The 23,079-nt window shown below is 72.2% G+C and carries 22 protein-coding genes and 1 pseudogene; 12 read left to right on the top strand and 11 right to left on the bottom strand.

What is annotated here, in order from left to right; genetic code table 11:
- Positions 1-49: 49 nt before the first annotated feature.
- On the bottom strand, positions 50-919 hold the full coding sequence (locus tag ABZX11_RS36025; protein ID WP_354921740.1) for an alpha/beta hydrolase: 870 nt from the start codon (positions 917-919) through the stop codon (positions 50-52).
- A gap of 99 nt (positions 920-1,018) precedes the next feature.
- Between ABZX11_RS36025 and ABZX11_RS36020 the strand changes: the two genes are divergently transcribed.
- Entirely contained in the window at positions 1,019-1,573 is a 555-nt protein-coding gene (locus tag ABZX11_RS36020; protein WP_354921737.1) for a CGNR zinc finger domain-containing protein, read from the top strand.
- A 127-nt stretch (positions 1,574-1,700) separates the two neighbouring features.
- Here the strand turns inward: ABZX11_RS36020 and ABZX11_RS36015 are convergent, their stop codons facing one another.
- The 5 genes from ABZX11_RS36015 to ABZX11_RS35995 all read right to left on the bottom strand — a co-directional run bounded on the left by ABZX11_RS36015 (position 1,701) and on the right by ABZX11_RS35995 (position 5,484).
- Positions 1,701-2,447, bottom strand: a complete 747-nt coding sequence (locus ABZX11_RS36015; RefSeq protein WP_354921734.1) for an SDR family oxidoreductase — start codon at positions 2,445-2,447, stop codon at positions 1,701-1,703.
- A gap of 59 nt (positions 2,448-2,506) precedes the next feature.
- Positions 2,507-3,334 (bottom strand): hypothetical protein, encoded by an 828-nt coding sequence (locus ABZX11_RS36010; protein ID WP_354921731.1) that lies wholly within the window; start codon positions 3,332-3,334, stop codon positions 2,507-2,509.
- A gap of 9 nt (positions 3,335-3,343) precedes the next feature.
- Positions 3,344-3,472, bottom strand: coding sequence for an amino acid--tRNA ligase-related protein (locus tag ABZX11_RS36005; protein ID WP_303246972.1), 129 nt, complete (start codon positions 3,470-3,472; stop codon positions 3,344-3,346).
- On the bottom strand, positions 3,469-4,668 hold the full coding sequence (locus tag ABZX11_RS36000) for a cytochrome P450 (RefSeq protein WP_354921728.1): 1,200 nt from the start codon (positions 4,666-4,668) through the stop codon (positions 3,469-3,471). The genes ABZX11_RS36005 and ABZX11_RS36000 overlap by 4 nt, the downstream gene beginning before the upstream one ends.
- Positions 4,669-4,755: 87 nt before the next feature.
- Complete coding sequence (locus tag ABZX11_RS35995; protein WP_354921726.1) at positions 4,756-5,484, bottom strand: SDR family oxidoreductase; 729 nt, start codon at positions 5,482-5,484, stop codon at positions 4,756-4,758.
- Between the two features lie 171 nt (positions 5,485-5,655).
- On the opposite strand from ABZX11_RS35995, the gene ABZX11_RS35990 reads away from it, so the two are divergent.
- Positions 5,656-7,233 (top strand): discoidin domain-containing protein, encoded by a 1,578-nt coding sequence (locus tag ABZX11_RS35990; protein WP_354921723.1) that lies wholly within the window; start codon positions 5,656-5,658, stop codon positions 7,231-7,233.
- A 76-nt stretch (positions 7,234-7,309) separates the two neighbouring features.
- Positions 7,310-7,933: a class I SAM-dependent methyltransferase gene (locus tag ABZX11_RS35985; RefSeq protein ID WP_354921720.1), complete on the top strand. Its 624-nt coding sequence runs from the start codon at positions 7,310-7,312 to the stop codon at positions 7,931-7,933.
- A gap of 55 nt (positions 7,934-7,988) precedes the next feature.
- Here the strand turns inward: ABZX11_RS35985 and ABZX11_RS35980 are convergent, their stop codons facing one another.
- Together ABZX11_RS35980 and ABZX11_RS35975 are read right to left on the bottom strand one after the other, a co-directional pair.
- Positions 7,989-9,005: a S1 family peptidase gene (locus ABZX11_RS35980; RefSeq protein WP_354921717.1), complete on the bottom strand. Its 1,017-nt coding sequence runs from the start codon at positions 9,003-9,005 to the stop codon at positions 7,989-7,991.
- 152 nt (positions 9,006-9,157) lie between these two features.
- The gene (locus ABZX11_RS35975; RefSeq protein WP_176177918.1) at positions 9,158-9,454 is read right to left on the bottom strand and encodes a GNAT family N-acetyltransferase; all 297 of its coding nucleotides are present in this window, start codon (positions 9,452-9,454) and stop codon (positions 9,158-9,160) included.
- Between the two features lie 166 nt (positions 9,455-9,620).
- On the opposite strand from ABZX11_RS35975, the gene ABZX11_RS35970 reads away from it, so the two are divergent.
- The 6 genes and pseudogenes from ABZX11_RS35970 to ABZX11_RS35945 all read left to right on the top strand — a co-directional run bounded on the left by ABZX11_RS35970 (position 9,621) and on the right by ABZX11_RS35945 (position 16,358).
- On the top strand, positions 9,621-11,792 hold the full coding sequence (locus ABZX11_RS35970; protein WP_354921714.1) for a germacradienol/geosmin synthase: 2,172 nt from the start codon (positions 9,621-9,623) through the stop codon (positions 11,790-11,792).
- Positions 11,793-11,945: 153 nt separating this feature from the next.
- Complete coding sequence (locus ABZX11_RS35965) at positions 11,946-12,728, top strand: MBL fold metallo-hydrolase (RefSeq protein WP_176172741.1); 783 nt, start codon at positions 11,946-11,948, stop codon at positions 12,726-12,728.
- Entirely contained in the window at positions 12,725-13,306 is a 582-nt protein-coding gene (locus ABZX11_RS35960; protein ID WP_176172742.1) for a VTT domain-containing protein, read from the top strand. Before ABZX11_RS35965 ends, ABZX11_RS35960 begins: the two co-directional genes overlap by 4 nt.
- Positions 13,303-15,417 carry a phage holin family protein gene (locus tag ABZX11_RS35955; protein ID WP_354921711.1) on the top strand — a complete coding sequence of 705 codons (2,115 nt, stop codon included), beginning with the start codon at positions 13,303-13,305 and terminating at the stop codon, positions 15,415-15,417. The genes ABZX11_RS35960 and ABZX11_RS35955 overlap by 4 nt, the downstream gene beginning before the upstream one ends.
- Positions 15,414-15,617, top strand: a pseudogene (locus ABZX11_RS35950) (ferrous iron transport protein A); the annotation flags it as partial. The gene ABZX11_RS35955 and the pseudogene ABZX11_RS35950, both read left to right, overlap by 4 nt.
- A complete protein-coding gene (locus ABZX11_RS35945) occupies positions 15,591-16,358 on the top strand; it encodes a methyltransferase domain-containing protein (protein WP_354921808.1) in 768 nt (255 codons plus the stop codon). The pseudogene ABZX11_RS35950 and the gene ABZX11_RS35945, both read left to right, overlap by 27 nt.
- On the opposite strand, the gene ABZX11_RS35940 is transcribed toward ABZX11_RS35945, so the two are convergent.
- Positions 16,336-17,136 (bottom strand): TetR/AcrR family transcriptional regulator C-terminal domain-containing protein, encoded by an 801-nt coding sequence (locus tag ABZX11_RS35940; protein ID WP_354921709.1) that lies wholly within the window; start codon positions 17,134-17,136, stop codon positions 16,336-16,338. The two genes, ABZX11_RS35945 and ABZX11_RS35940, sit on opposite strands and share 23 nt — an antisense overlap.
- A 76-nt stretch (positions 17,137-17,212) precedes the next feature.
- Here ABZX11_RS35940 and ABZX11_RS35935 point away from each other — a divergent pair, with 76 nt between their 5' ends.
- The 3 genes from ABZX11_RS35935 to ABZX11_RS35925 are packed head-to-tail and all read left to right on the top strand — an operon-like array spanning position 17,213 to position 21,143.
- On the top strand, positions 17,213-19,486 hold the full coding sequence (locus tag ABZX11_RS35935) for an excinuclease ABC subunit UvrA (protein WP_354921706.1): 2,274 nt from the start codon (positions 17,213-17,215) through the stop codon (positions 19,484-19,486).
- Positions 19,483-20,286, top strand: coding sequence for a siderophore-interacting protein (locus tag ABZX11_RS35930; protein WP_354921703.1), 804 nt, complete (start codon positions 19,483-19,485; stop codon positions 20,284-20,286). The genes ABZX11_RS35935 and ABZX11_RS35930 overlap by 4 nt, the downstream gene beginning before the upstream one ends.
- Positions 20,271-21,143 (top strand): aminoglycoside phosphotransferase family protein, encoded by an 873-nt coding sequence (locus ABZX11_RS35925; protein ID WP_354921700.1) that lies wholly within the window; start codon positions 20,271-20,273, stop codon positions 21,141-21,143. The genes ABZX11_RS35930 and ABZX11_RS35925 overlap by 16 nt, the downstream gene beginning before the upstream one ends.
- Here ABZX11_RS35925 and ABZX11_RS35920 read toward each other — a convergent pair whose 3' ends face one another.
- Both ABZX11_RS35920 and ABZX11_RS35915 read right to left on the bottom strand, forming a co-directional pair.
- On the bottom strand, positions 21,144-22,307 hold the full coding sequence (locus ABZX11_RS35920) for a cytochrome P450 (RefSeq protein ID WP_354921805.1): 1,164 nt from the start codon (positions 22,305-22,307) through the stop codon (positions 21,144-21,146).
- A 99-nt stretch (positions 22,308-22,406) separates the two neighbouring features.
- A complete protein-coding gene (locus ABZX11_RS35915) occupies positions 22,407-23,009 on the bottom strand; it encodes a TetR/AcrR family transcriptional regulator (protein WP_176177920.1) in 603 nt (200 codons plus the stop codon).
- Between the last annotated feature and the right edge of the window lie 70 nt (positions 23,010-23,079).

Below are 23,079 nucleotides of genomic sequence, written 5' to 3'. Positions count from 1 at the left end.
TGACGACGGCGGAGTTCGTCCCGACCCTACGAGCGGGCCGGGCCGGTGGTCAACCGGCGTCCCGGTCAACGGGCAGGACCCGGCCGAGGAAGCCGCGGATGTACCCGGCGATCGCGTCCAGGTGCGTCTCGAGGGCGAAATGGCCGGAATCGAGCAGGTGGATCTCGGCGTCGGGCAGGTCGCGGGCGTAGGCGCGGGCGCCGTCGGCGACGAAGATCTCGTCGTTGCCGCCCCAGACGGCCAGCAGCGGCACCCGGCTGGTCCGGAAGTACTCGTGGAACTTCGGGTACAGGGCGACGTTGTGGTGGTAGTCGGCGAGCAGCGCCTGCTGGATGGCCGCGGCTCCGGGCCGGTCCAGCAGCGCCTGGTCGTGGATCCAGACGTCCGGGCTGACCAGCGCCGGGTCGGGCACGCCGTCGAGGTACTGCGCTTTGGTGGCTTCCAGGGTGACCATGCCGCGCAGGTCATCCTCGGTCAGCGTGCCGGCGGCGAGCTTCTGCGGGAGCCCGGCGCCGAGGCCGTCGACGTAGGCGTTGCCGTTCTGGGTGACGATCGCTGTCACCCGATCGGGGTGGGCGGTCGCGATGCGCAGGCCGACCGGCGCGCCGAAGTCCTGGATGTAGAGCGCGAAGCGGCCTAGGCCGAGCTGGTCGAGCAGACCGAGGGTGAGTTCGGCGAGCGCGTCGAAGGTGTAGGTGAACTCGCTGGTGGACGGGGCATCGGAGGCACCGGCGCCCAGGTAGTCCGGCGCGACGACGTGGTAGCGGTCGGCCAGCGCCGGGATCAGGTGCCGGAACATGTGCGAGCTCGTCGGGAAGCCGTGGAGCAGCACGATCGTGGGGGCGTCGGCGGGGCCGGCCTCCCGGTAGAAGAGCCGGTGCCCGTCGACGGTGGCGAAGCGGTGGTGCACGGCGACCATGGTGGTCTCCTCTCATGTTTATTTGCTCATTTATCCATGAGACGGCGTAGGCTGTCAACGGTCGGGGACACTTCGGGGGACGGACTTCGGGAGGCGGACATGGTCACGGCGGCACCCGGCGAGGACCGCGCACCGGCGTTGGCGCTGGTCAACACCGAACGCGTGACGGGGGACGACCTCGCTTCGCCCGCTTCGGCGGTTTCGTGGCTGGGCTCGCACGGGCTGGCGGCTTCGGTGCCCGACGCGGCGTCGCTTCGCCGGTTGACGGAGTTGCGCGGCGCGGTCCGGGAGCTGCTGGCGGCACTGGCGGCGGGCCGTGCCCCGGCACCGGCGGCGCTGGCGGCGGTGAACGCGGCGGCCGGCGCGGACGCGGCCGCACTGGCGCTGACCTGGGGCGACGGGCCGTCACGCGCGTGGGACAGCGCCCGGCCGGGCAGCCTCGACGCGGCGGTGGGGGCGTTGGCCCGGGACGCGATCGAGGTGGTCAGCGGGGAGCTGGGCGCACTGGTGCGGCCGTGCGAGGCGCACGGCTGCATCCGCTACTACGTCCGCGAGCACGCCCGCCGCCGCTGGTGCTCGACAACCTGCGGGGACCGGGTCCGCGCGGCCCGGCACCAGAAACTGGTGGTCGAGCAGCGCGAAGGGACCCGCTGAGGGTTCGCGGCCGCCTCGGTGGCGACGCTTCGGGCGCAAGTGAGCCGACGCTCGCGGCGGTGGCACTGGGCCGCTCGCCGTGAGCGCCTCCTCGGTCGCAAGCCGCCGCGGGCGCCCGGTGGGTTCGCTAGTCGACCAGGGCGCCGCAGCTGATGTTGACCGTGGCCGCCGTCATCGAGGCGGCCCGGTCCGAGGCGACGAAGGCCGCCACCGCTCCCACGTCGGCCAGGGTGGCCGCGCGGCCGAGCATGGTCTTGCCCGCGATGTTCTCCTCCAGGTCGGCGCGGCCGGGGAAGTCCGCCGGGATCGTCTCCGGGATGCCGCCCGTCCGGAGCGTCACCGTGCGGATCCCGTGCGGGCCGAGCTCCGCCGCGAGCTGGCGGCGCATCGCCTCGAGCGCGTGGAACGCCACCTGCAGCCCGCCGACCGCGAATTCCCGCACCGGATCTCCCGCGCCCCCGAAGAACAGGATCGCCCCCGACCGCCGCGGGATCATCTGCCGGGCCGCCGCACGGGCGGTCAGGAAGTGGGTGCGCACGGCCGTCAGCACCGGCCGCTCGTAGTCCGCGAGCGCCATGTCCACCAGCGGGGTGCCCTGGACGTCGCCGTGACCGATGAGGTTGACCGACACGTCGATGGTGCCCACGGCCGCGGCGTGCTCGTCCACCGCGCGCTCGTCGAGGGCGTCGACCTCCGCGGTCTCGGCGCGGCCACCGGCGGCGCGGATGCGGCCGGCCACCTCGTCCAGCCGGGCACGGGTCCGGCCCACGAGGAACACCCGCGCACCTTCCTCGGCGAAGGCGGTGGCGACGGCCGTGCCAATCGGCCCCGCGGCACCGTAGACGATCGCGTTCTTGCCGTCGAGCAACGTCATGAAGACCTCCTGGGTGTCCGGTTACCCTTGCGTCGAACGGCCGGCCCCGGAATCGACGGTCAGGGCCGCGGGACACCCATCGGGTTCGGCACCGGGACGACACCGGCGTCGATCACCGCCCGGCTCAGCGGCACGGCCAGCGTCAGCAGCCGCTCGACGTCGGCGCCCAGCGCCTCGACCGGCGCGGCCGCCAAGCGGTCCGTGTCCTCCTCGATCGTGCGGCGCAGCTCGCGGCCCGCCTCGGTCAGTCGCCCTTCGGCGTCGAGGACCCCGCGGGCCCGCAGCCGGTCCACGGCCGCGTCCCACTGCGCGTCCGACCAGCCGCGGTGGGGCTGGATGTCCGCGCGGGTGATCACGCCGTCACCGATGTGGGTGAGCGTGGTCTCGAGCCCGCTCAGCCCGGCGTGGACCGCCGCGAGGACGTGGCCGTCGCCGCGGTGCTCGCGCAGGATGGTCGTCGCCAGCCACAGCCGGGCCACCGGGTCCGCGTGCTTCGGCACGGCCGCCCACGCCGCCGCGAGCGGGCGGCCGCCGAACTCGCACGCGTCCACCGCCCGCCAGAGCAGCTCGTCGAGTTCCGCGACGTCGCCGACGACCGGGCGCAGGGCCGTCGCAACGGCCTCGATCCGCGACCCGACGACGGCCCCGGGCGCGGCGAACGACCACGCGTCCGGCAGCGCCCGCGCCACCATCGCCGGCGCGAAGCCGAAGAGCATCGCGGCCGCGGGCTCGGGACCGACCGGGCCCAGCGGCGCCAGCCGCCCGGCGAAGTAGCCCATCCAGTAGCCACGCAGCCCGGCCACCTTCGCCGCTTCGGCCGTCTCGGGCGCGAAGTAGACGGCGGCGTGCAACGGTTCCACGGCCGCCCACAGGCGACGAGCTGTCATGGCCACTCCTCACGGGGTCAGCCGGTGCAGGTCACGCGGGAAGAGCGTGACGTCCCGGACGTTCGCGGCGCCGAGCAGCCGCGCGGTCCAGCGTTCCAGACCGATGGCGCACCGGCGCGCGCAACCCGCGCCCCTCACCCCCAAGCCACCGGCAGCTCCCGCACCCCATACACGAGCGTGTTGTGCTTGAAAGCCAACTCCTCCCGCCCCACAGCCAACCGCAGATCCGGCACCCGCCGGAACAACCCCGTCAGCGCCTCCTGCAGCTCCACCCGCGCCAGCTGCTGCCCCACGCACTGGTGCGCCCCGAAGCCGAACGCCACGTGCGTCCGCGGCGACTCGCGGGCGAAGTCCAGCTTGTCCGCCCCCGGGAACACCGACTCGTCGCGGTTCGCCGAGTTCAACGCCGCCACCAGCCACTCCCCCTCCCGGACCGATCGGGATCCGACCTGGGTGTCCGAAGTCGCGTAGCGCAACACGCCCCACTGAACCACCGACAGGTACCGCAGCAGTTCCTCCACCGCGCGCTCCGGTTCCGCCAGCGCGGGCGCCAGCAGGTCCGGGTTCTCCAGCAGCACCAACGTGCTCATCGCGATCATGTTGGCCGTCGTCTCGTGGCCGGCCACCAGGAGGCTGAGGCCGAGGACCACCAGCTCCTCCATCGTCAGCGGGTCGTCCGCGCCGTCGGAAATCAGCCTGCTGAAGAGATCGTCCTGCGGATTCCGCCGCTTCTCGGTGAACAACCCCGCCAAATAATCGGAAAGCTCGTGGTACGCCCGCTCGCCGTCCTCCCGGGTCGCGTCGGTGCTCACCATCGTGGCGCTCTGCCGCTGGAAGCGTGCCCGGTCGGCGTACGGCACCCCGAGCAGTTCGCAGATCACCAGCGACGGGATCGGCAACGCGAAGTCCCGCACCAGATCCGCCGGCGCCCCCTGCGCGAGCATCGCGTCCAGGTGGCTGTCCACCAGTGAACGCACGTATCCGCGCAGCGCCTTCATCCGCCGCACGGTGAACTCCGCGATCACCTTCTTCCGCAGCCGCGCGTGGGCGGCGCCGTCGAGCTGGATGATCGACCCCGGGCTGACCTCCTCGTCGAGGTCGGCGTTCGGGTTGACGTGCACCGAAGACGCGCCGCGCGAGCTCAGCGTGCGGTCGGCGAGCACCGCGCGGACGTCGGCGTAGCGGGTCACCAGCCACGCGTCCATGCCGGCCGGGCACCGCACCTTCGACGTCGGTGCCGTTTCCCGGCGGTCGGCGTACTCCCCTGGCGGGTCGTACGGGCAGCCGTCCGGCCGGGTCGTCGGGAGGGCCGGGGTTTCGGGAGCGGCCGTCACGGCGGATCACCTCTCTCTTCCGGTGGTTCCCACCCTTCCACCATGGAGAGAACGGCGGCCGCGCGCCGCCCCTTCGACCCGGATGGCCTAGCGGGCGCCGTACGCCCCGCCGTTGACGTGCACCACCTGGCCCGTCAGGTGCGCCGCTTCCGGGGCGGCCAGGAACCGCACCGTGTCGGCGATTTCCTCCGGACGGCCGGCCCGCTTGTTGAACGCCAGGGAAATCCGCGGCTCCAGCCACTCGTCGGTCAGCGTGCCGTGGAAGAACTCCGTGTCGAGGACGACGCCCGGCGCGACGACGTTGGCCGTTCCCCCGGCGCCCAGCTGCCGCGCGAGGTCTGTGTTCCACGCCTCGATCGCCGCCTTCGCCGCGCCGTAGGAGCCTGAACCCTGCTTCGCCGCGATGGATCCCAGCGTCACCACCCGCACGTTGTCCGGAAACCGCGGCTTCAGCGCCGCCGTGACGAGCACCGCGGAGAGCACGTTCGCGTCGAAGTTCGCCTGCCACGCGTCGGCGAGGCCCTTCAGGTCACCGGGTGCGGGCGCCACCCGCACCCGGTCGGTGTTGCCGCCGGCGTTGTTGACCAGGACGTCGACCCGCGGAGGCAGGTCCGCCAGCGCGGCCTGCACCGCCGCCGGGTCGCTCGCGTCGAAGGCCACCGCCCGCGCGCCGATCTTTTCCGCCGCCGCTTCGAGGACGTCCTTGCGCCGTCCGGTCACCGTCACCCGCTCGCCCGCCGCCGCGAACCGGGCGGCGATCGCCAGCCCGATGCCGGTGCCGCCCCCGGTGACCACGATTTCCCGCTGTTCGCTCATGCCGCCATCTTCGCCGAGGAACCCCGGCGGCCACCGGATTTTCCCGCCGAGCGGGACACGAAACCGCGTTTGTTAGGAAACTTTACGAATAGGTCTTGACGGACCGGCACCCGCCCGGCGAACCTGGAGCCACGCCGCAGTCACCGTCCGCCCAGTCCTCCCGGAGGCAGCATGACCCGGCGCGCGCTCGTGCTCGTCGTGACCCTGTTCCTCGCCGTGGCCGCCGCGCTTTCCGGCGCCGCCACCGCGAGCGCGGCCACCACGCAGCCGACCTTCCTCACCTTCTACGGCTGGTGGGACAACACCCCGCCGGGCGGGGACATCTCCTACCCGCAGATCCACGACACCGCGGGCGGCAAGGGCAGCTACGCCGACCCGATCACCTTCGCCACCAGCAGCGACGAACTCAAGCCGGGCACCAAGGTCTGGGTCCCGCGGGTGAAGAAGTACTTCATCATGGAGGACGGCTGCGACGAGTGTTCCGACGACTGGAGCGGCCACGGCCCGAACGGCGGCCCCGGCCTGCGCCACATCGACCTCTGGCTCGGCGGCAAGGGCGGCAGCGCCTTCGACGCGATCGACTGCGAAGACGCGCTCACGCACTACAACCCCGACAACACGCCGGTGATGGAACCGGTCGTCGTCGACCCGCCGTCGGACGAACCGTACGACGCCACGCCGATCTTCAACACCGGCACCGGCGAGTGCTGGGGCGGCGCCAAGCCGAACACGACGGTCGGCCAGTACCGGAACACCTCCACCGGCACCTGCCTGGCCGCCCCGGGCAGCGGCACCACGCTGAAGGTGGCCACCTGCACCGGGACCGCCGAGCAGCGGTTCACCTTCCACGGCGCCTTCCTGGTGATCAACGACAAGTGCGCGGGCATCTCCGGCAGTTCCATCGTGCTGCAGACCTGCACCGGCGGGCCGGCCCAGCAGTGGTCGATCAACCCGGACGGCACCATCTCCGACATCCAGACCAGCAAGAAGTGCTTCCGCGCCTCGGGCACCACGCTCACCGCGGGCAGCTGCTCCGGTACCGCCGCCCGCTGGACGTTCACCGCGGCCGGCACCTCCTCGAGCCTCAGCGTGACGCCGTCGTCGATCTCGGTCGCGCCGGGCGCTTCGGCCACGGCCACCGTGACCAGCACGGACGCGGTCACGCCGAGCGCGAGCGGCGCCCCCGCGGGCGTGACCGTGTCCTTCTCCCCCGCGTCGGTGCCGGCCGGCGGGTCCTCGACCGTCACGGTCGCCGCCGCCACGACCGCGTCCCCCGGCTCGGCGACGATCACCGTCACCGGCGGGACGAAGACGGCGTCCCTCGGCGTCACGGTGACCGGTGGCGGCGGCTCGGAAACCCTGCTCTCACAGGGAAAGCCCGCGACGGCGTCCTCCACCGAGTCGTCGTCGTACCCGGCGGGCGCGGCCTTCGACGGCAACCTGACCGGCACCCGCTGGGCGTCGAAGGAGGGGAGCAACGCGGAGTGGCTGCGCGTCGACCTCGGCGCCACGAAGTCCGTCTCGCACGTCAAACTGATCTGGGAAGCCGCGTACGGGAAGGCGTACAGCGTCCAGATCTCGGCCGACGGCACGGCCTGGACGACGATCTACAGCACCACCACCGGCAACGGCGGCACCGACGACCTCACCGGCCTGACCGGCAGCGGCCGGTACGTCCGGATGAACGGGGTCACGCGCGGCACGTCGTACGGCTACTCGCTCTACGAGCTCCAGGTGTACGGGAACTAGTTGCCGAACCGGCAACGAAGTTTGCCTTCCCGGGGACGTCGTCCGCATGCTCGGAGGACGTCCCCGAGGAGGAACCATGCCCCACGACCACCCGATGACCGTCGACGCCATGCTCAAGCAGGACTTCTGGGAAGCGCTGTACCAGCGTGACGAGCACCGGATCTGGAGCGGGAACGTCAACGCCAACCTGCGCACCGAGGTCGAAGGCCTGAAACCCGGGCACGCGCTCGACCTCGGCAGCGGCGAGGGCGGCGACGCGATCTGGCTGGCCAAGCACGGCTGGACGGTCGACGGTGTCGACATCTCGACCACCGCGCTCGCCCGCGCCGCGGAAGCCGGCGCCGAGGCGGGGGTGACGGTGAACTGGCTGCACCGCAACATCCTCGAGTGGCGGCCGGAAGCGCAGTACGACCTGGTGTCGGCGCAGTACATGCACCTCCCGCCGGACCTGCGCCGCGACGTCTTCACGGCGGCCGCGGCGGCGATCCGGCCGGGCGGCACGCTGCTGGTCGTCGGGCACTCGCCGAAGGCCATGCGGCAGTTCGACGGCGAGAAGCCGCCGGAGGAGCTGTTCTTCGAGCCGGAGGAGATCACCGGCTACCTCGGCGACCCGTGGCAGTGGGTGGTCGAGACGTGCGAGACGCGCGGCGAAGGCCACCACACCGACGCCGTCTACCGCGCGCGCCGGCTCGAAGCGTGACCCGCGATGGCCCGCTCACCTCCCCCGACGGCGGTGAGCGGGCCTTCGCCGGGACTCAGGCGAGCTCGAGGCCGTAGGCCTGCAGCTCGAGGGTGAGCGGGTAGAAGTAGCTGGTCACGGTGTCGCCGCCGGACAGCGTGCCGAGGCCCGTGGAGCCGTCGTAGGCCGGGCCGCCGGAGTCGCCGTGGTCGGTGTGCGCGGTGGTGCCGAACTCGTGGTTGAGCACGCCGACGTCGAAGTTGACCGACTCGTCGACCGAGGTCACTTCACCGCTGCCGCCGCCGGTGGTCGAGCCCTGCTTCTGGATCTGTTCCCCGACGGTCGGGGCGGCAGCCGACGTGATCGGCTGGCCGGTGTTGATCTCACCGGGGCCGGAGCCGTTCGGGCGGGTCAGCAGGCCGGAGTCGGCGCCGGGGCAGTCGCTTTCGACGACCTGCGCACCGGAGACGTCACCACCGGACCAGGTGCCGCCGAGGTTGGTGCAGTGGCCCGCGGTCAGCAGGAACGGCGAACCGCCGCGCGTCACGTTGAAGCCCAGCGAACAGCGGCCCTGGCTGTTCTGGATCGCGTCGCCGTCGGCGATGTACAGCGACAGCTTGCCGGTGCGGTGCTCGACGCGGACGCTGTCGCCGTACTTCGCGGCGGCCGCGGACACCTTGTCCGCGGTCTCCTTGCTGGCCGCGTCGTACACCTTCACCACGACCTGGTTGGTCTTCGTGTCGATGCCCCACGCGGTCTGCGGCACGTTCTTCACCGCGTCCATCTGGTTCTTGACGCCGGTGAGCGCGGCGAAGGTGTGCTTGACCTTCTTCGCGGTCAGGCCGGCGGCCTGCACCCGCTGCAGCCCGGCGTCGTCGACGACGTTCACCACGGCCTTGCCGTTTTCGAGGTAGACGCCGCCGGATGCGGCACCGAGCGCGTTCGCCACCTGGGTGGCGCTGGTGATCGCGTGGGCCTGCAGCTCGGCGAGGGCCAGTGGGGACGCGGTGGCAGCCGAAGCGCAAACGCCGCTGGTCAGCGCGGCCGCTGACAGGACGGCGAAGGTCTTGAGGGCGGTCTTCCGGGGAGTCATCAACTTCCTCCAGGTTTGCCGTTCGAAGCCGGTGCCGACACTTTCGTTGCCCGGCAACCAACGCACCACCGACGAAGGTTGGTTAATAACCAAGGGAACCGGACATACCGCGCAGACCACCCCGAACGGCGTAACCGGCCGCCCCGTCCGGCCTACTCGCGGGGCCAGCGGACGTGGTCCTCGTACCCCGGGTGCTTCCGCAGGTACCCGGCGATGAACGGGCAGACCGGCACGATCGTGCCGCCGCGGGCGACGACGTCGTCGAGCGCGCCCGAGGCCAGCACCTTGCCAAGGCCCTGCCCGGAGAAGGCGTCGTCGATCTCGGTGTGGGTGAAGACGGTGAGGTCGCCGCGGCGGTCGTACTGCGCGATGCCGGCCAGCTTCTCGCCGGCCCACAGCTCGTAGCGGTTCTCCTCCGGGTTGTCGACCACCCGGTTTTCGTCGGTCATCTGCTCTCCTCGCTCGGGGACGACCCCCATCGTGCGACGGCCCGCCACCGCGTGCCGATCGGGCCCGGCGGTGCGCTGGGCCGCCCGGGGGAAGCGCTCGTCCCGTTCGTGTGCTTCGCGGCTGTTCCCCTTGGCGGACACCGCGGAGGGCTGGTTGCCTCGCGGGGTGCCCGATCAGCCGTTCGTCCTCCCCGAGTTCTACCTCCCGTACCCGGCGCGCCTGAACCCGCACCTGGAACAGGCGCGCGAGCACAGCAAGGCGTGGGCTCGCGAGCTCGACATGATCGACGTGCCGCAGCACGGCACCGTGATCTGGACCGAGCACGACCTCGACGCCCACGACTACGCCCTGCTGTGCGCCTACACCCACCCCGACGCCGGCGCCGACGAGCTCGACCTGATCACCGACTGGTACGTCTGGGTGTTCTACTTCGACGACCACTTCCTCGAGCTGTACAAGCGCACCGGGGACATCGAGAGCGCGCGCGGCTACCTCGACCGGCTCGAGCTGTTCATGCCCGCCGAACGCGAAATCACCGCGACACCGGAGAACCCGGTCGAGCGCGGCCTCACCGACCTGTGGCGGCGGACGGTCCCGCACCGGACGGCCGGCTGGCGGCGCCGGTTCGTCGCCAGCACGAAGGCGCTGCTCGACGAGTCGCTGTGGGAGCTGGCCAACATCAACGAGGGCCGTCTCGCCAACCCGATCGAGTACGTCGAGATGCGGCGGAAGGTCGGCGGCGCGCCGTGGTCGGCGAACCTGATCGAGCACTCGGTGCACGCCGAAGTGCCGGACGCGATCGCCGCGTCCCGGCCGATGGAAGTCCTGCGAGACTGCTTCGCCGACAGCGTCCACCTCCGCAACGACCTGTTCTCCTACCAGCGCGAGGTGCAGGACGAGGGCGAGCTGTCCAACGGCGTGCTCGTGTTCGAGAAGTTCCTCGGGCTGGGCACCCAGCAGGCGGCGGACGCGGTCAACGACCTGATCACCTCCCGGCTGCACCAGTTCGAGCACACCGCGCTCACCGAGGTACCCGCCCTGCTCGACGACCACTGCGTCGACCCGGCCGCCCGCGCCGCGACGTTCGCCTACGTCAAGGGCCTGCAGGACTGGCAGGCCGGCGGGCACGAATGGCACCTGCGGTCCAGCCGGTACATGAACGAAGGCGCCCTGGCCGGCCACGGCGGCACCGACCTCGGCACGTCCGCGGCCCGCATCTTCTCCTCGGCGCTCGCCACGGCGCCGCAACGGCTGCGGGCCTACGGTTCGACACCGTTTTCCGCGGCCGGCCTGCCGCGGCCGTCGCTCGACCTGCCGTTGCCGCTGCGGCTCAGCCCGCACCTCGCCGAGGCCCGCGTCCGGAACGTCGACTGGGCGCGGCGCACCGGCCTCCTCGACGGCGTGGTCTGGGACGAGCGCAAGCTGCGGGCCGCCGACCTGCCGCGGTGCGCGGCGGGCATCCTCCCGGACGCGACGGCCGACGCCCTCGACCTCACCAGCGACTGGCTGACCTGGCGCACCTACGCCGACGACCACTACCCGCTGGTGTTCGGCGCGACCCGCGACCTCGCCGGCGCGAAGGCGGCCAACTTCCGCCTGCCGGCGTTCATGCCGGCGGACGGCGCACCAATGCCCACGCCGGCGAACCCGCTGGAAGCGGGCCTGGCCGACCTCTGGCCGCGGACCCCGGCGGAGCGACGGCCCACCGTGCGCGCGGCGGTCGAGGCGATGACGTCGAGCTGGCTCTGGGAGCTGGCGAACCAGGCCCAGAACCGCATCCCGGACCCGATCGACTACGTCGAGATGCGGCGCCGGACGTTCGGCGCGGACCTCACGATGAGCCTCTCGCGGCGCCACGCGGTGCCGCCCGAGCTGGCTCGCACGCGGCCGGTGCAGACGCTGGAGCACGCGGCGGCGGACGTGGCGTGCCTGGCCAACGACCTGTACTCCTACCGGAAGGAGATCGAGCACGAAGGCGAGCTGCACAACGCGGTGCTGGTGGTGCGGAACTTCCTGGACTGCACGGAGGAGCGCGCGGCCGGAGTGGTGACGGACCTGATCCACGCCCGCCTGGCGGAGTTCGAGCACTCGGCGGCGACCGAGCTGCCCGCCCTGTACCGCGACGACACGACCGAGGCGACGCTACTCGGGTTCGTCCAGGAGCTGCGCGACTGGATGGCGGGAATCGTGCACTGGCACGAGAACTCGGCCCGCTACACGGACCCGGAGCTGGGCTACCACCCGGCCCCGGTCCCCCTGCCCGGCGCGCCCTTCGGCGGCCCGACCGGCATCGGAACGTCCTCCCTGCGCATCTCCGCCCTGCTCCCGACCCCCTGAGTACGCAAGCCGACCCTCCAGGTACGCAAGCCGACCCTCCAGGTACGCGAACCGACCGTTCCGGTACGCAGGCCGACCCTCGGGGTCGCTGAACGGCGTTGCCCTGGCCACTCCGCCGGGCATTCCCCGGCGGCGGAGGCGATACTCGGGGGCGTGAGCGGCTTCAGCCTGCGGTTCCTCGGCCATTCGACCGTCCGCCTGGACATCGGCGGCCGGGTGGTGCTGACCGATCCCGTGCTCACCGCGCGGGTCGGCGGGCTCGTCCGGGTCGTGCCCGTGCCGCCGCCCGAAAGCTACGCCGGCGTCGACCTCGTCCTGCTCTCCCACCTCCACGGCGACCACCTGCACCTGCCGTCGCTCCAGCTGCTCGGCCGCGGCACCCGGATCGTCGTCCCCCGCGGGGCCGGGACGTGGCTGCGCAAGAAGGGCTTCCAGCGCGTCGAGGAGATCGCGCCCGGCGAGACGCTCACCGACGGCGACCTGACCGTCACCGCCACCGAGGCCGTCCACTCCGGACACCGGTGGGGACCGCGCCTGACCCACGGGCCGCAGAGCCCCGCGCTCGGGCACCTGATCAAAAGCGACGGCACGACGATCTACAACGCCGGCGACACCGACCTGTTCGACGGCATGCGCGAGCTCGGCCCGGTCGACGTCGCCCTGCTGCCCGTCTGGGGCTGGGGGCCGAACCTCGGGCCCGGCCACCTCGATCCCGCGCGCGCCGCGCAGGCCGCCGCGCTGGTCCGGGCCCGCGCGGCCGTCCCGGTGCACTGGGGCACGCTCGCCCTCCCCGGCGTCCGGCGCACGGCCCGGATGCGGCGGCTGCTCGCCGACCCGCCGCGCGTGTTCGCCGCCGAAGCCAACGGCCACACCGACGTGCTCTTCACCGAACCCGGCGCCGACGTGACCCTGCCCGCGCCGAAGGACCGCCCGTGAACTGGACCGACCCCGCCGCCATCGGGTACCCCGCGGTCTTCGGCGGCGTGCTGCTCGGCTCGATCGTCCCGGTCGTGCCGACCGGCGCGGTGGTCGGGGCCGCGGCCGCGGTCGCGACGACCACCGGGCACCTGTCGCTGCCGCTGGTGATCGTCCTCGCCACCCTCGGCGCGTACGTCGGTGACGTCGTGACGTTCGGGATCCCGCGCCTGGGCAGCGAAGCCGCGTTCCGCTGGATCAGCCGCCGCCAGCCCGCCGAGCGGCTCGAGAAGGCGCGCGAGCAGTTCGCCCGCCGCGGCTGGCAGCTCGTGGTGATCGGCAGGCTCGTCCCGGCCGGGCGCATCCCGGTGCTGCTCGCCGCGGCCGCGCTGAGCTACCCGTGGCGGCGCCTGCTGCCCGCCGCACTGGTCGCGTGCGTGCTGTGGGCCTGCGCGTACGCCGTGCTCGGCATCGTCAGCGGCGGCATCTTCGACTCACCCGTGGTCGCGACGCTGCTCGCCACGGTGCTGGTCCTGCTGGTCACCGTGCTGGCCAACCTGATCGCCCGGTGGCGGCGCAAGACGAAGGAGCCGGTGTGACGACGACCGCGCCCAACGGCCGGCTGCTGCGCGGTGGCCGGGCCGTGGCCCGCGCGGTGGGCGTGTGGATCGCGGTGACCGGCGCGCTGCGCCTGCTCGACGTGCTGCTGCCCGGCTTCCGGATGACGCACTGGTGGCAGCCGACGGTCTGCGCGCTGCTGCTCGGGCTGCTCACCGCGGTCGTCTGGCCGCTGGTCATGCGGATCGCCTACCCGCTGGCGTTCTTCACCTTCGGCGGCTTCGGGTTCCTGCTGCTCGGGGCCGGCACCCTCGCGGTCTTCCGGACCGTGCCCGGCGTCGAGGTGGCCGGCTTCCGGACCGCGGTCATCGTCACGCTCGGCATGGCCGCTGTCGGGGCCCTGATTTCCAGCCTGCTCGCGATCGACGAAGACGAGATCTTCTTCCGCCGGGCCGCTCGCCGCCGCCGTCGCCACACCCCGGCCGACGCGACCGCGGACCCGCCGCCCGGCGTGCTGTTCCTGCAGATCGACGGCCTCGGGTACGACACCGTCCGCCGCGCGATCCGCGACGGCGACATGCCGACGTTCGCCGCCTGGCTCGCCGAGGGCAGCCACACGCTGGAGCGCTGGCACACCGACTGGAGCTCGCAGACCGGCGCGAGCGTGTGCGGCATCCTGCACGGCTCCAACCACGACATCCTCGGCTTCCGCTGGTACGAAAAGGACCGCGACCACGTGATGGCGTGCGCGCACCCGGCGGACGCGGCCGAGATCGAGCGGCGGCATTCCGACGGCCGCGGCCTCTTGGCCGGCGACGGCGCGAGCCGCGGCAACCTCTTCTCCGGCGACGCCGCCCACGTCAGCCTCACCATGAGCTCGATCCCGGTGCTGGTGCCGAAGAAGCTCCAGCGACGGCACCGCGACCGCGTCGGCGCGGGCTACTACGCCTACTTCGCGAACCCGGTCAACGCGCTGCGCACGTTCGCCGTCGCGCTCGTCGACGTCTTCCGCGAGATCAGCGCGTCGGTGCGCCAGCGCCGCGCCGGCGTCGTCCCGCGGATCCCGCGCGGCGGCTGGTACCCCCTGGCCCGGCCGGGCACGACGGTGATCGCGCGGGACGTCGTCGTCTCCGCGATCCTCGGCGACATGCTCGCCGGACGGCCCGCGGTGTACGCGGACTTCCTCGGCTACGACGAGGTCGCGCACCACTCCGGCATCGAGCGGTTCGACACCCTGTCCGTGCTGCGCTCGATCGACCAGCAGATCGCGCGGCTGCACCGGGCTTCGCGGCTAGCACCGCGCCGCTACCACGTCGTCGCGCTGTCGGACCACGGCCAGACTCAGGGCCAGGCGTTCTCGCAGCGGTTCGGCGAGACCATCGAGGCGTACGTCGGCCGGCTGTGCGGGGGTTCGCCGTCGCCGGACGCCGGCAAGCGGCGGCAGGCCGAGAGCTGGCAGATCAACGCGGCCCTGGCCGAGGCGACGAAGGGCGGCGGCCTGATCGCGCGCCGCCTGCGCGCCCGGGTGGAGGACGCGGAGTGCGCCGAGGACCGCCCGCGCACGACGTCCGGCTCGCCGGGCGCGGTCACCCGGGTGGCACCCGGCGTGGTGGTGGTCGTGTCGGGACACCTCGCGATGGTTTCGTTCACCGAGCACGACGGCCGCGTCGAGCTGGAGACGATCGAGCGCGAGTTCCCGGACCTGCTGCCGTCGCTGGTGGACCACCCGGGCGTCGGGTTCCTGCTGGTCCGCAGCCGCGAGTTCGGCCCGGTGGTGCTGGGCCGCGACGGCCTGCACCGGCTCGCGTCCGGGGTGGTGATCGGCGAGGACCCGCTGCTGCCGTACGGCGAGCACGCGGCGGACCTGATCCGCCGGGTGGACACGTTCCCGCACTGCGCGGACGTGATGATCAACAGCCGCTACGACCCGGACTCGGACCAGGCGTCGCCGTTCGAGACGCACGTGGGCTCGCACGGCGGGCTGGGCGGGCCGCAGCAGCGCGGGTTCGTCGTGCACCCGCGCGAGCTGGCGTTCCCGGAGGAGGTCGTCGGGGCGGAGGCCCTGCACCGGGTGTTCCGCGGCTGGCTGACAGAGTTGGGCCACCCCGAGCCGGCCGGTGCCGGGGCCTCGGTTCCGGAGGTGGTGGCGTGAAACTGCTGCGGGAGCTGCCGTTGGGCACGCGGGTCGTGGTGCGCTACCGCATCGAGGGCGGCTTCACCGACGCGCTCGGCGATCTGGTGGCCCGCAACGACGTCTCCTGCACGATCGAGACCCGACGTGGCCCGGTCGTGGTCGCGTTCGACGCCGTCGCGCTGGCCAAGCCGGTGCCCCCGCCGCCAGTCCGGAAAACGAAGTTCGACGCGTTGGTGGCCGAAGCCGCGGCGGTGTCCGTCGACGGCTGGGACTTCTCCTGGCTGGACGGCCGCGCCACCGAGGCCCGCCCTTCGTGGGGCTACCAACGCCTCCTGGGCTCCCGTCTCCGGGGCGTGCAGGCGGCGCTCGACCTGGAGACCGGCGGCGGCGAAGTCCTCGACGGCTGCCCGGCCCTGCCGCCGCTGATGGTCGCAACCGAGTCGTGGCCGCCGAACATCGCGAAGGCGTCGGCCCGGCTCCGGCCGCGCGGGGTCACCATCGTGGCCACCGCCGGTTTCCCCTTCCGGGACAACGTGTTCGACCTCGTCAGCAGCCGCCACCCGGTGACAACCGACTGGTCCGAGATCGCCCGTGTCCTGCGTCCCGGCGGAACGTACTTCTCGCAGCAGGTCGGCCCGGCGAGTGTGTTCGAGCTGGTCGAGTTCTTCCTCGGCCCGCAGCCGGAGGACACCCGCACCAGCCGGCACCCGGACCACGCCGTGCGGGCGGCCGCCGAGGCCGGCCTCGAAGTGACGGACCTGCGCTCGGAGTCGCTGCGCACCGAGTTCTTCGACATCGGCGCGGTGGTCTACTTCCTGCGCAAGGTGATCTGGATGGTCCCGGGCTTCACGGTCGGGCAGTACCGGGACAAGCTGCGGGAGCTGCACGAGAAGATCGAGCGCGACGGCCCGTTCGTCGCCCACACGACGAGGTTCCTCATCGAGGCCCGGAAGCCTTGACGATCGCCGTTTCGACGCCGTCCAGGAGCAGTTCCAGGCCCGCCTCGAACGACAGCCGGGCCTCCCGCTCCAGATAAGGCTCCTCGGAATCGGAGGCTTCGTACTCCCCCTCCTCGCCGAGCTTGGCCACCGTCGGGAACCGGGCCGCGAGGTCCGGCGCCAGCTCGCCGAGCAGTGCCGAGCGCGCACCCCACCAGTCCTCTTCGGACTGTCCGGTCTCGCGGGCGGCCTGGCGGGACTCCGCCGCCGCCTGGACCGAGCCGCGGACGATGTTGAGCAGCGCCGCCACCACCCAGCGCACCCGGGACAGCGGCAGGCCGGTCGACGCCAGGACCGACAGCAGCGTCTCCTGCACGTGGAACTCCCCCGGCCCGAGCACCGGGCGCGCCGGCGAGACCTGCAGCAGCCACGGGTGCCGCAAGTGCAGGTCCCACAGCGCGTCGGCCAGGGCCAGCGCGTCCGCGCGCCACCCCGCCGACTCCTGGAACGACGCCGGGAGCTCCCCCAGCGTGCGGTCGTACATCAGGTCGACCAGCTCGGTCTTGCCCGGGACGTACGTGTAGAGCGCCATCGCCGTGCGGCCGAGGCGCTCCCCGACCGAGCGCATCGACAGCGCCGCCATGCCCTCGGCGTCCGCGATCTCGATCGCCGCCGCGACGATCGCCTCGACCGACAGGCCCGGCTTGGGTCCCGGGCCGGTGCGCGGCGCCACCACCCGCGGCCCCCACAGCAGCTCCATGGACCGCCGGGCGTCGCCCTGACCCGCGAAGACGACCACCTTGCCGACTCCTTACACCCTAAAGTATTGTACGCTGGCAGATCACTTTACAGCCTAAAGTATCGAGAAGGACGGTATGACTTCACCCAGGCGGGCCGCCGACACCCACGACGTGATCGAGGTCCGGGGGGCCCGGGAGAACAACCTGACCGGCATCGACCTGGACATCCCGAAGCGACGGCTCACGGTGTTCACGGGTGTCTCCGGCTCCGGCAAGTCGTCCCTGGTCTTCGGCACCATCGCGGCCGAGTCCCAGCGGCTGATCAACGAGACCTACAGCGCCTTCCTCCAGTCGTTCATGCCGAGCCTGTCGCGCCCGGACGTCGACCTGCTGGAGAACCTGAGCGCGGCCATCGTCGTCGACCAGGAGCGGATGGGGGCCAACTCGCGCTCCACGGTCGGCACCGCGACCGACGCGTACGCCATGCTGCGGATCGCCTTCTCGCGGCTCGGCGAGCCGTACGTCGGCACCAGCGGCGCGTTCAGCTTCAACCTGCCCGAAGGCATGTGCCCGGCCTGCGAGGGCCTCGGCCGCGTCTCGGACCTCGACGTCGACGCCCTGCTCGACTTCGACCTCTCCCTCAACGAAGGCGCGATCCGGGTGCCGGGCTTCACGCCGGACACCTGGTACGTGCAGACCTACCTCTCCTCCGGCTTCTACGACCCCGACGCGAAGATCCGCGACTTCACGCCGGAGCAGCTCGACGCCCTGCTGCACAAGGATTCCTGCAAGGTCAAGGTCGGGAAGACCAACGTCACGTACGAGGGCCTCGCGGTGAAGGTCCGGCGGCTCTACCTGCACAAGGACGTCGAGTCGCTGCAGCCGAAACTGCGGGCGTTCATCGAGAAGGCCGCCACGTTCGCCACCTGCGGCGAGTGCGGCGGCGCGCGGCTCAACCAGGCCGCGCTGTCGGCCAAGATCGACGGCAAGAACATCGCCGACTGCGCCGCCCTGCAGATCAGCGACCTCGCCGAGTTCGTGCGGAACCTCGACGCGCCCTCGATCCGGCCGCTGCTGGCCAACCTGCGCGACACCCTGGACTCGCTGGTCGAGATCGGCCTCGGCTACCTTTCACTCGACCGCGAATCCGCGACGCTCTCCGGCGGCGAAGCGCAGCGCGTGAAGATGGTGCGGCACCTGGGTTCCAGCCTCACCGACGTCACCTACGTCTTCGACGAGCCGACCGTCGGGCTGCACCCGCACGACATCGAGCGGATGAACAACCTGCTGCTGTGCCTGCGGGACAAGGGGAACACGATCCTGGTCGTCGAGCACAAGCCGGAGACGATCCGGATCGCCGACCACGTCGTCGACCTCGGCCCCGGCGCGGGCACCGACGGCGGCCGGCTCTGCTACACCGGCAGCGTCGACGGCCTGCGCGCGTCCGGCACGCTCACCGGCCGCCACCTCGACCACCGGGTCACCCTCCGCTCCGAGGTCCGGCAGCCCACCGGGCGCCTCTCGATCACCGGCGCACGCCTCCACAACCTGAAGGACGTCAGCGTCGACGTCCCGCTCGGCGTGCTGACCGTGGTCACCGGGGTGGCCGGGTCCGGGAAGTCGTCGCTGATCCACGGCTCGCTGGCCCGCCGGGACGACGTCGTCGTGGTCGACCAGTCGGCGATCCGCGGGTCCCGGCGGTCCAACCCGGCGACCTACACCGGCCTGCTCGACCCGATCCGGGCGGCGTTCGCCAAGGCCAACGGGGTCAAGGCGAGCCTGTTCAGCGCCAACTCCGAAGGCGCCTGCCCGAAGTGCAAGGGCCTCGGCGTGATCTACACGGACCTGGCGATGATGGCCGGGGTCGCGTCGGTCTGCGAGGAGTGCGAAGGCCGGCGGTTCACGCCCAAGGTGCTCACCTACGAGCTGCGCGGCAAGAACATCGGCGAGGTGCTGGCGATGTCCGTCGCCGAGGCCCGCGAGTTCTTCGCGGGCGGCACCGCGCGGACGGTGCTGGACCGCCTCGCCGACGTCGGCCTCGGCTACCTCACGCTCGGGCAGCCGCTGACCACGCTGTCCGGCGGCGAGCGGCAGCGGCTCAAGCTGGCGATCCGGATGGCCGAACGCGGGTCGACCTACATCCTCGACGAGCCGACGACCGGGCTGCACCTGGCCGACGTCGACCAGCTGCTGGCGCTGCTCGACCGGATCGTCGACGCGGGCAACACGGTGATCGTCATCGAGCACCACCAGGCGGTGATGGCCCACGCCGACTGGCTGATCGACCTCGGCCCCGGGGCAGGCCACGACGGCGGCCGGGTGGTCTTCGAAGGCACCCCGGCCGCGCTCGTCGCGGACGCCTCGACGTTGACCGCCCGCCACCTGCGCGAATACCTGGGGAAGCCGTGAAGCCGGCCGGTCTGCTCGAAGTGACGGCGGTGCGGCGGGTGACGCCGCGCGTCGTGCGCGTCACCTTCACCGGCGACGGCCTGGCCGAGCTGGAAGCGTGGCCGGACCAGCAGCTCAAGCTCCTGTTCCCGCCGCCGGGCCGCCCGGTGCGGCTGCCGTCGGACGGCGACGACGTGCTGCGGTGGTACCAGGCGTACCTGGCGATCCCGGCCGAGGAGCGTCCGGTGATGCGCAGTTACACCGTGCGCGCGCGGGACGGCGACACGATCGACATCGACTTCGTGCTGCACGCCGGCGCGGCGGGACCGGCCACCGCCTGGGCGTTCCGAGCGGCACCGGGTGACGTCCTCGGCCGGTACGGACCGGATCCGGCGTACCGGCGTCCACTGTCCACAGCAGACACACTGCTGTGCGCGGGCGACGAGACGGCCATCCCCGCCATCGCTTCGATCTTGTCCGAAGTGGACGATGTGGTGGCGTTCGTCGAGGTCGCGGACGCGGCGGAGGAGCAGCCGCTGCCCGGCGTCCGGTGGCTGCACCGGAACGGCGCCGAGCACGGCAGCCGTCTTCTGGAGGCGGTGCGCGGGACGGCCCTCCCGGAAGCGGCGTGGCTGGCCGGGGAGGCGTCGACGGTCCGGGCGGTGCGCCGCCACCTCGTCGGGCGGGGGCTGGCGAAGAGCGCCATCGAGTTCACCGGCTACTGGCGGCGGACGCTGACCCAGGACGACGCCCCGACGCCGGAGGACCTGGCCGACGCGGCGGAAAAGCTGGAAGACTCGGCCTCGTGGAAGGGCAGCTGACGGCCTCGGGCATCGACCCGGCGGCGGTGGTGTCGGCCGAGGACATCGGCGGCGGGACGTACAACCGGGCGGTGCGGTTGCGGCTGGCGGACGGACGGCGGCTGGTGCTCAAGATCGCGCCGTCCGGCCCCGGTCTGACCTACGAACACGACCTGCTGGCCACGGAGGCGGCGTACTACCGCCTGGCGGCCGGGCCGCTGCCGTCGGTAGTGGGCGAAGGGCCGGGGTTCCTGCTGATGACGGAGGTGCCGGGCGAGCCGTGGAACCGAGCGCCCGGCACCGGCCCGCACCTGCGCGCGGAGCTGGGCAAGATCGTGGCGGCCCTGCACTCGACGACCGGCGACGGGTTCGGTTACCTCCAGGACCCGTTGCACCCGACGTGGTTTTCGGCGTTCCGGGCGATGGTGGACGCAATCCTGGCGGACGCGGCGACCTACGGCGTCCGCCTGCCCCGCCCGGCGGCGGAGATCGCGCACCTGGTCCGTCGCCACGAGCCGCTGCTGGAGCAGGTCACGACACCGGTTCTGGTCCACTTCGACCTGTGGCAGGGCAACATCCTGGTCGACGGCGGCCGAGTGTCGGGCATCATCGACGCGGAGCGCGCGTTCTGGGGCGACCCGGTGGCGGAGTTCGTCTCGCTGACGTTGTTCCACGACCTGGACGAACCGCTGCTGGAGGGCTACGGCCGGGCGGCCTTCGACGCCCCCGCCCGCCGTCGGCTGACGTTGTACCGGGTGTACCTGGGGTTGATCATGCTGGTGGAGATGGTGCCGAGGCAGGACACGAACGCGGACCGGCAGCGGTTCGTCTCCACGTGGCTGGCGGAGAACCTGGACGCGGCCCAGCGGGCGATCTGATCACCACGTGACCGGCAGGCTGTGCACCCCGTACACCAGCATGTCGTCCTTGAACGCCAGTTCCCCCACCGGTACCGCGAGCCGCAGCCCCGGGATGCGGCGGTACAGCGTCCCGTACACCACCTGCAGCTCCACCCGGGCCAGTGTCTGGCCGAGGCACTGGTGCACGCCGTACCCGAACGCCACGTGGTGGCGGGCCTCGCGGGTCACGTCGAGGCGGTCCGGGTTCTCGAACACCGCCGCGTCGCGGTTGGCCGCGTCGCCCGCCGCGATGATTCCTTCGCCCGCGCGGATCGTCTCGCCGCCGAGTTCGATGTCCGCCGTGGCCACGCGGCGGCGGCCGGTGTGCGTGATGTTCAAGTAGCGCAACAGCTCTTCGACCGCGCGGCGCAGCAGGTCCGCGTCGCCGGTGCGCACCAGCGCCAGTTGCGAGGGGTGCTCCAGCAACGCCACCGTGCCCAGCGCGATCATGTTCGCCGTCGTCTCGTGGCCGGCCACCAGGAGCAGCTGGCCCATCGAAGCGACCTCTTCGGCGGTCAGCTTCCCGGTCGCGTACTGCGTGACCGCCAGCTTGCTCAGCACGTCGTCGCCCGGGTCGGCCGCCTTCCGCGTCACCAGCCCGCCCAAGTAGGCCAGCAGCTCTTCGGTGGCCTGCACCGCTTCCGCCGGCGTCGCCGTGCGGGACACCATCACCTTCGTGATGTCCTGGAACAGCTCGCGATCCTCGTACGGGACGCCGAGCAGTTCGCAGATCACCAGCGACGGCACCGGCAGCGCGAACGCCGTCACCAGGTCGACCGGCTTCGGGCCGGCCAGCAGCCCGTCGACCAGGTCGTCGACGATGCGCTGGATCGCCGGGCGCAGCGCCTCCATCTTCTTGACCAGGAAGTCGCCGGTCAGCAGCTTGCGCTGGGCGGCGTGCGCGGCGCCGTCCATGGTGATGAACGACTTCGCGCGGTGGCGGCGGGCCGCCGACGCCGCGCTCTGGTGCGGGTAGCCCGGGTGGTCGGAGTCGGCGCTGACCCGGGAATCCCGCAGCACCGCGCGGACGTCGTCGTAGCGCGTCACCAGCCACGGCGTGCTGCCGTTCCACAGGCGCACCCGGGAAACCGGGGGCAGTTCGCCGAGTTCGGCGGGCGGGTCGAAGGGACACCGCCGGGTCATCGGAAACGCGGGCACGCCGTCCACCGGATACCTCCCGGAGCCGCCGGAGATTTACATAGCTATGCTAAGCATCCTCCGGCGGGCCGCGCCACCGTCCGATCAGGCGAACACCAGGGACACCAGTTCGTCCACGAACGGCTCCACCAGCTCGGCCCCGGTCCGGTTCAGCGCGCTGTGGAACAACGCGACCCGGCCGTGCGCGCCGACGAACACCACCGCCGCCGCGCGGCCCGGCGTCACGCGCAGCTCGTGCCCCGCCTCGACGCAGCGTTCGAAGCCCGCCGTCAGCCGGTCGATCACGTCCAGGAGCGGGCCGGTCGGGCGGGTGCCGGGCTCCAGGTCGGACGCACCGTTCGCGAGCATCAGCCGGTAATGCCCCGGATTCTGCATCGCGAAGGCGCAGTAGGCGTGAATCTGGGCCCGAATCCGGCCGACGACGTCGGATTCGGGCCGTGACTGCTCCGCCGCGCGCATCGAATCACGCAGCCGGGCGTATTCGTGGTCGAGCAATCCGCGGACCAATTCCGCACGATCGGAAAAATGCTGGTAGATGCTCGCCGGGGCGATGCCGACGGCCCGGGCGACGCCGCGGATCGTCAGCCCGTCCTCGCCGCCGAGCTCGGCGAGGAGCCGTCCGGCGGCGGCCAGGATCTCGCCGCGCAACCGTTCGCCTTCGCCCCAGCGATTTCGTCTCCGGCCCATTCCCGCTTCGACGCGTTCCGCCACCCGCCTATTCATACGCCCGCGACGGAAGGGCCGGTATTCCGGGGTC

The sequence above is a fragment of the Amycolatopsis sp. NPDC004169 genome (assembly GCF_040610315.1).
Lineage (GTDB): Bacteria > Actinomycetota > Actinomycetes > Mycobacteriales > Pseudonocardiaceae > Amycolatopsis.
The sequence above is the reverse complement of the archived record's forward strand: the minus strand, read 5'-3'. Positions and strand labels throughout refer to the sequence as shown.

What these genes read in the sequence shown, in the direction of transcription:
- ABZX11_RS36025 (WP_354921740.1), bottom strand. Translation starts at nt 919, where the DNA reads ATGGTCGCCGTGCACCACCGCTTCGCCACCGTCGACGGGCACCGGCTC.
- ABZX11_RS36020 (WP_354921737.1), top strand. Translation starts at nt 1,019, where the DNA reads ATGGTCACGGCGGCACCCGGCGAGGACCGCGCACCGGCGTTGGCGCTG.
- ABZX11_RS36015 (WP_354921734.1), bottom strand. Translation starts at nt 2,447, where the DNA reads ATGACGTTGCTCGACGGCAAGAACGCGATCGTCTACGGTGCCGCGGGG.
- ABZX11_RS36010 (WP_354921731.1), bottom strand. Translation starts at nt 3,334, where the DNA reads ATGACAGCTCGTCGCCTGTGGGCGGCCGTGGAACCGTTGCACGCCGCC.
- ABZX11_RS35995 (WP_354921726.1), bottom strand. Translation starts at nt 5,484, where the DNA reads ATGAGCGAACAGCGGGAAATCGTGGTCACCGGGGGCGGCACCGGCATC.
- ABZX11_RS35990 (WP_354921723.1), top strand. Translation starts at nt 5,656, where the DNA reads ATGACCCGGCGCGCGCTCGTGCTCGTCGTGACCCTGTTCCTCGCCGTG.
- ABZX11_RS35985 (WP_354921720.1), top strand. Translation starts at nt 7,310, where the DNA reads ATGCCCCACGACCACCCGATGACCGTCGACGCCATGCTCAAGCAGGAC.
- ABZX11_RS35980 (WP_354921717.1), bottom strand. Translation starts at nt 9,005, where the DNA reads ATGACTCCCCGGAAGACCGCCCTCAAGACCTTCGCCGTCCTGTCAGCG.
- ABZX11_RS35975 (WP_176177918.1), bottom strand. Translation starts at nt 9,454, where the DNA reads ATGACCGACGAAAACCGGGTGGTCGACAACCCGGAGGAGAACCGCTAC.
- ABZX11_RS35935 (WP_354921706.1), top strand. Translation starts at nt 17,213, where the DNA reads ATGACTTCACCCAGGCGGGCCGCCGACACCCACGACGTGATCGAGGTC.
- ABZX11_RS35920 (WP_354921805.1), bottom strand. Translation starts at nt 22,307, where the DNA reads ATGACCCGGCGGTGTCCCTTCGACCCGCCCGCCGAACTCGGCGAACTG.
- ABZX11_RS35915 (WP_176177920.1), bottom strand. Translation starts at nt 23,009, where the DNA reads ATGGGCCGGAGACGAAATCGCTGGGGCGAAGGCGAACGGTTGCGCGGC.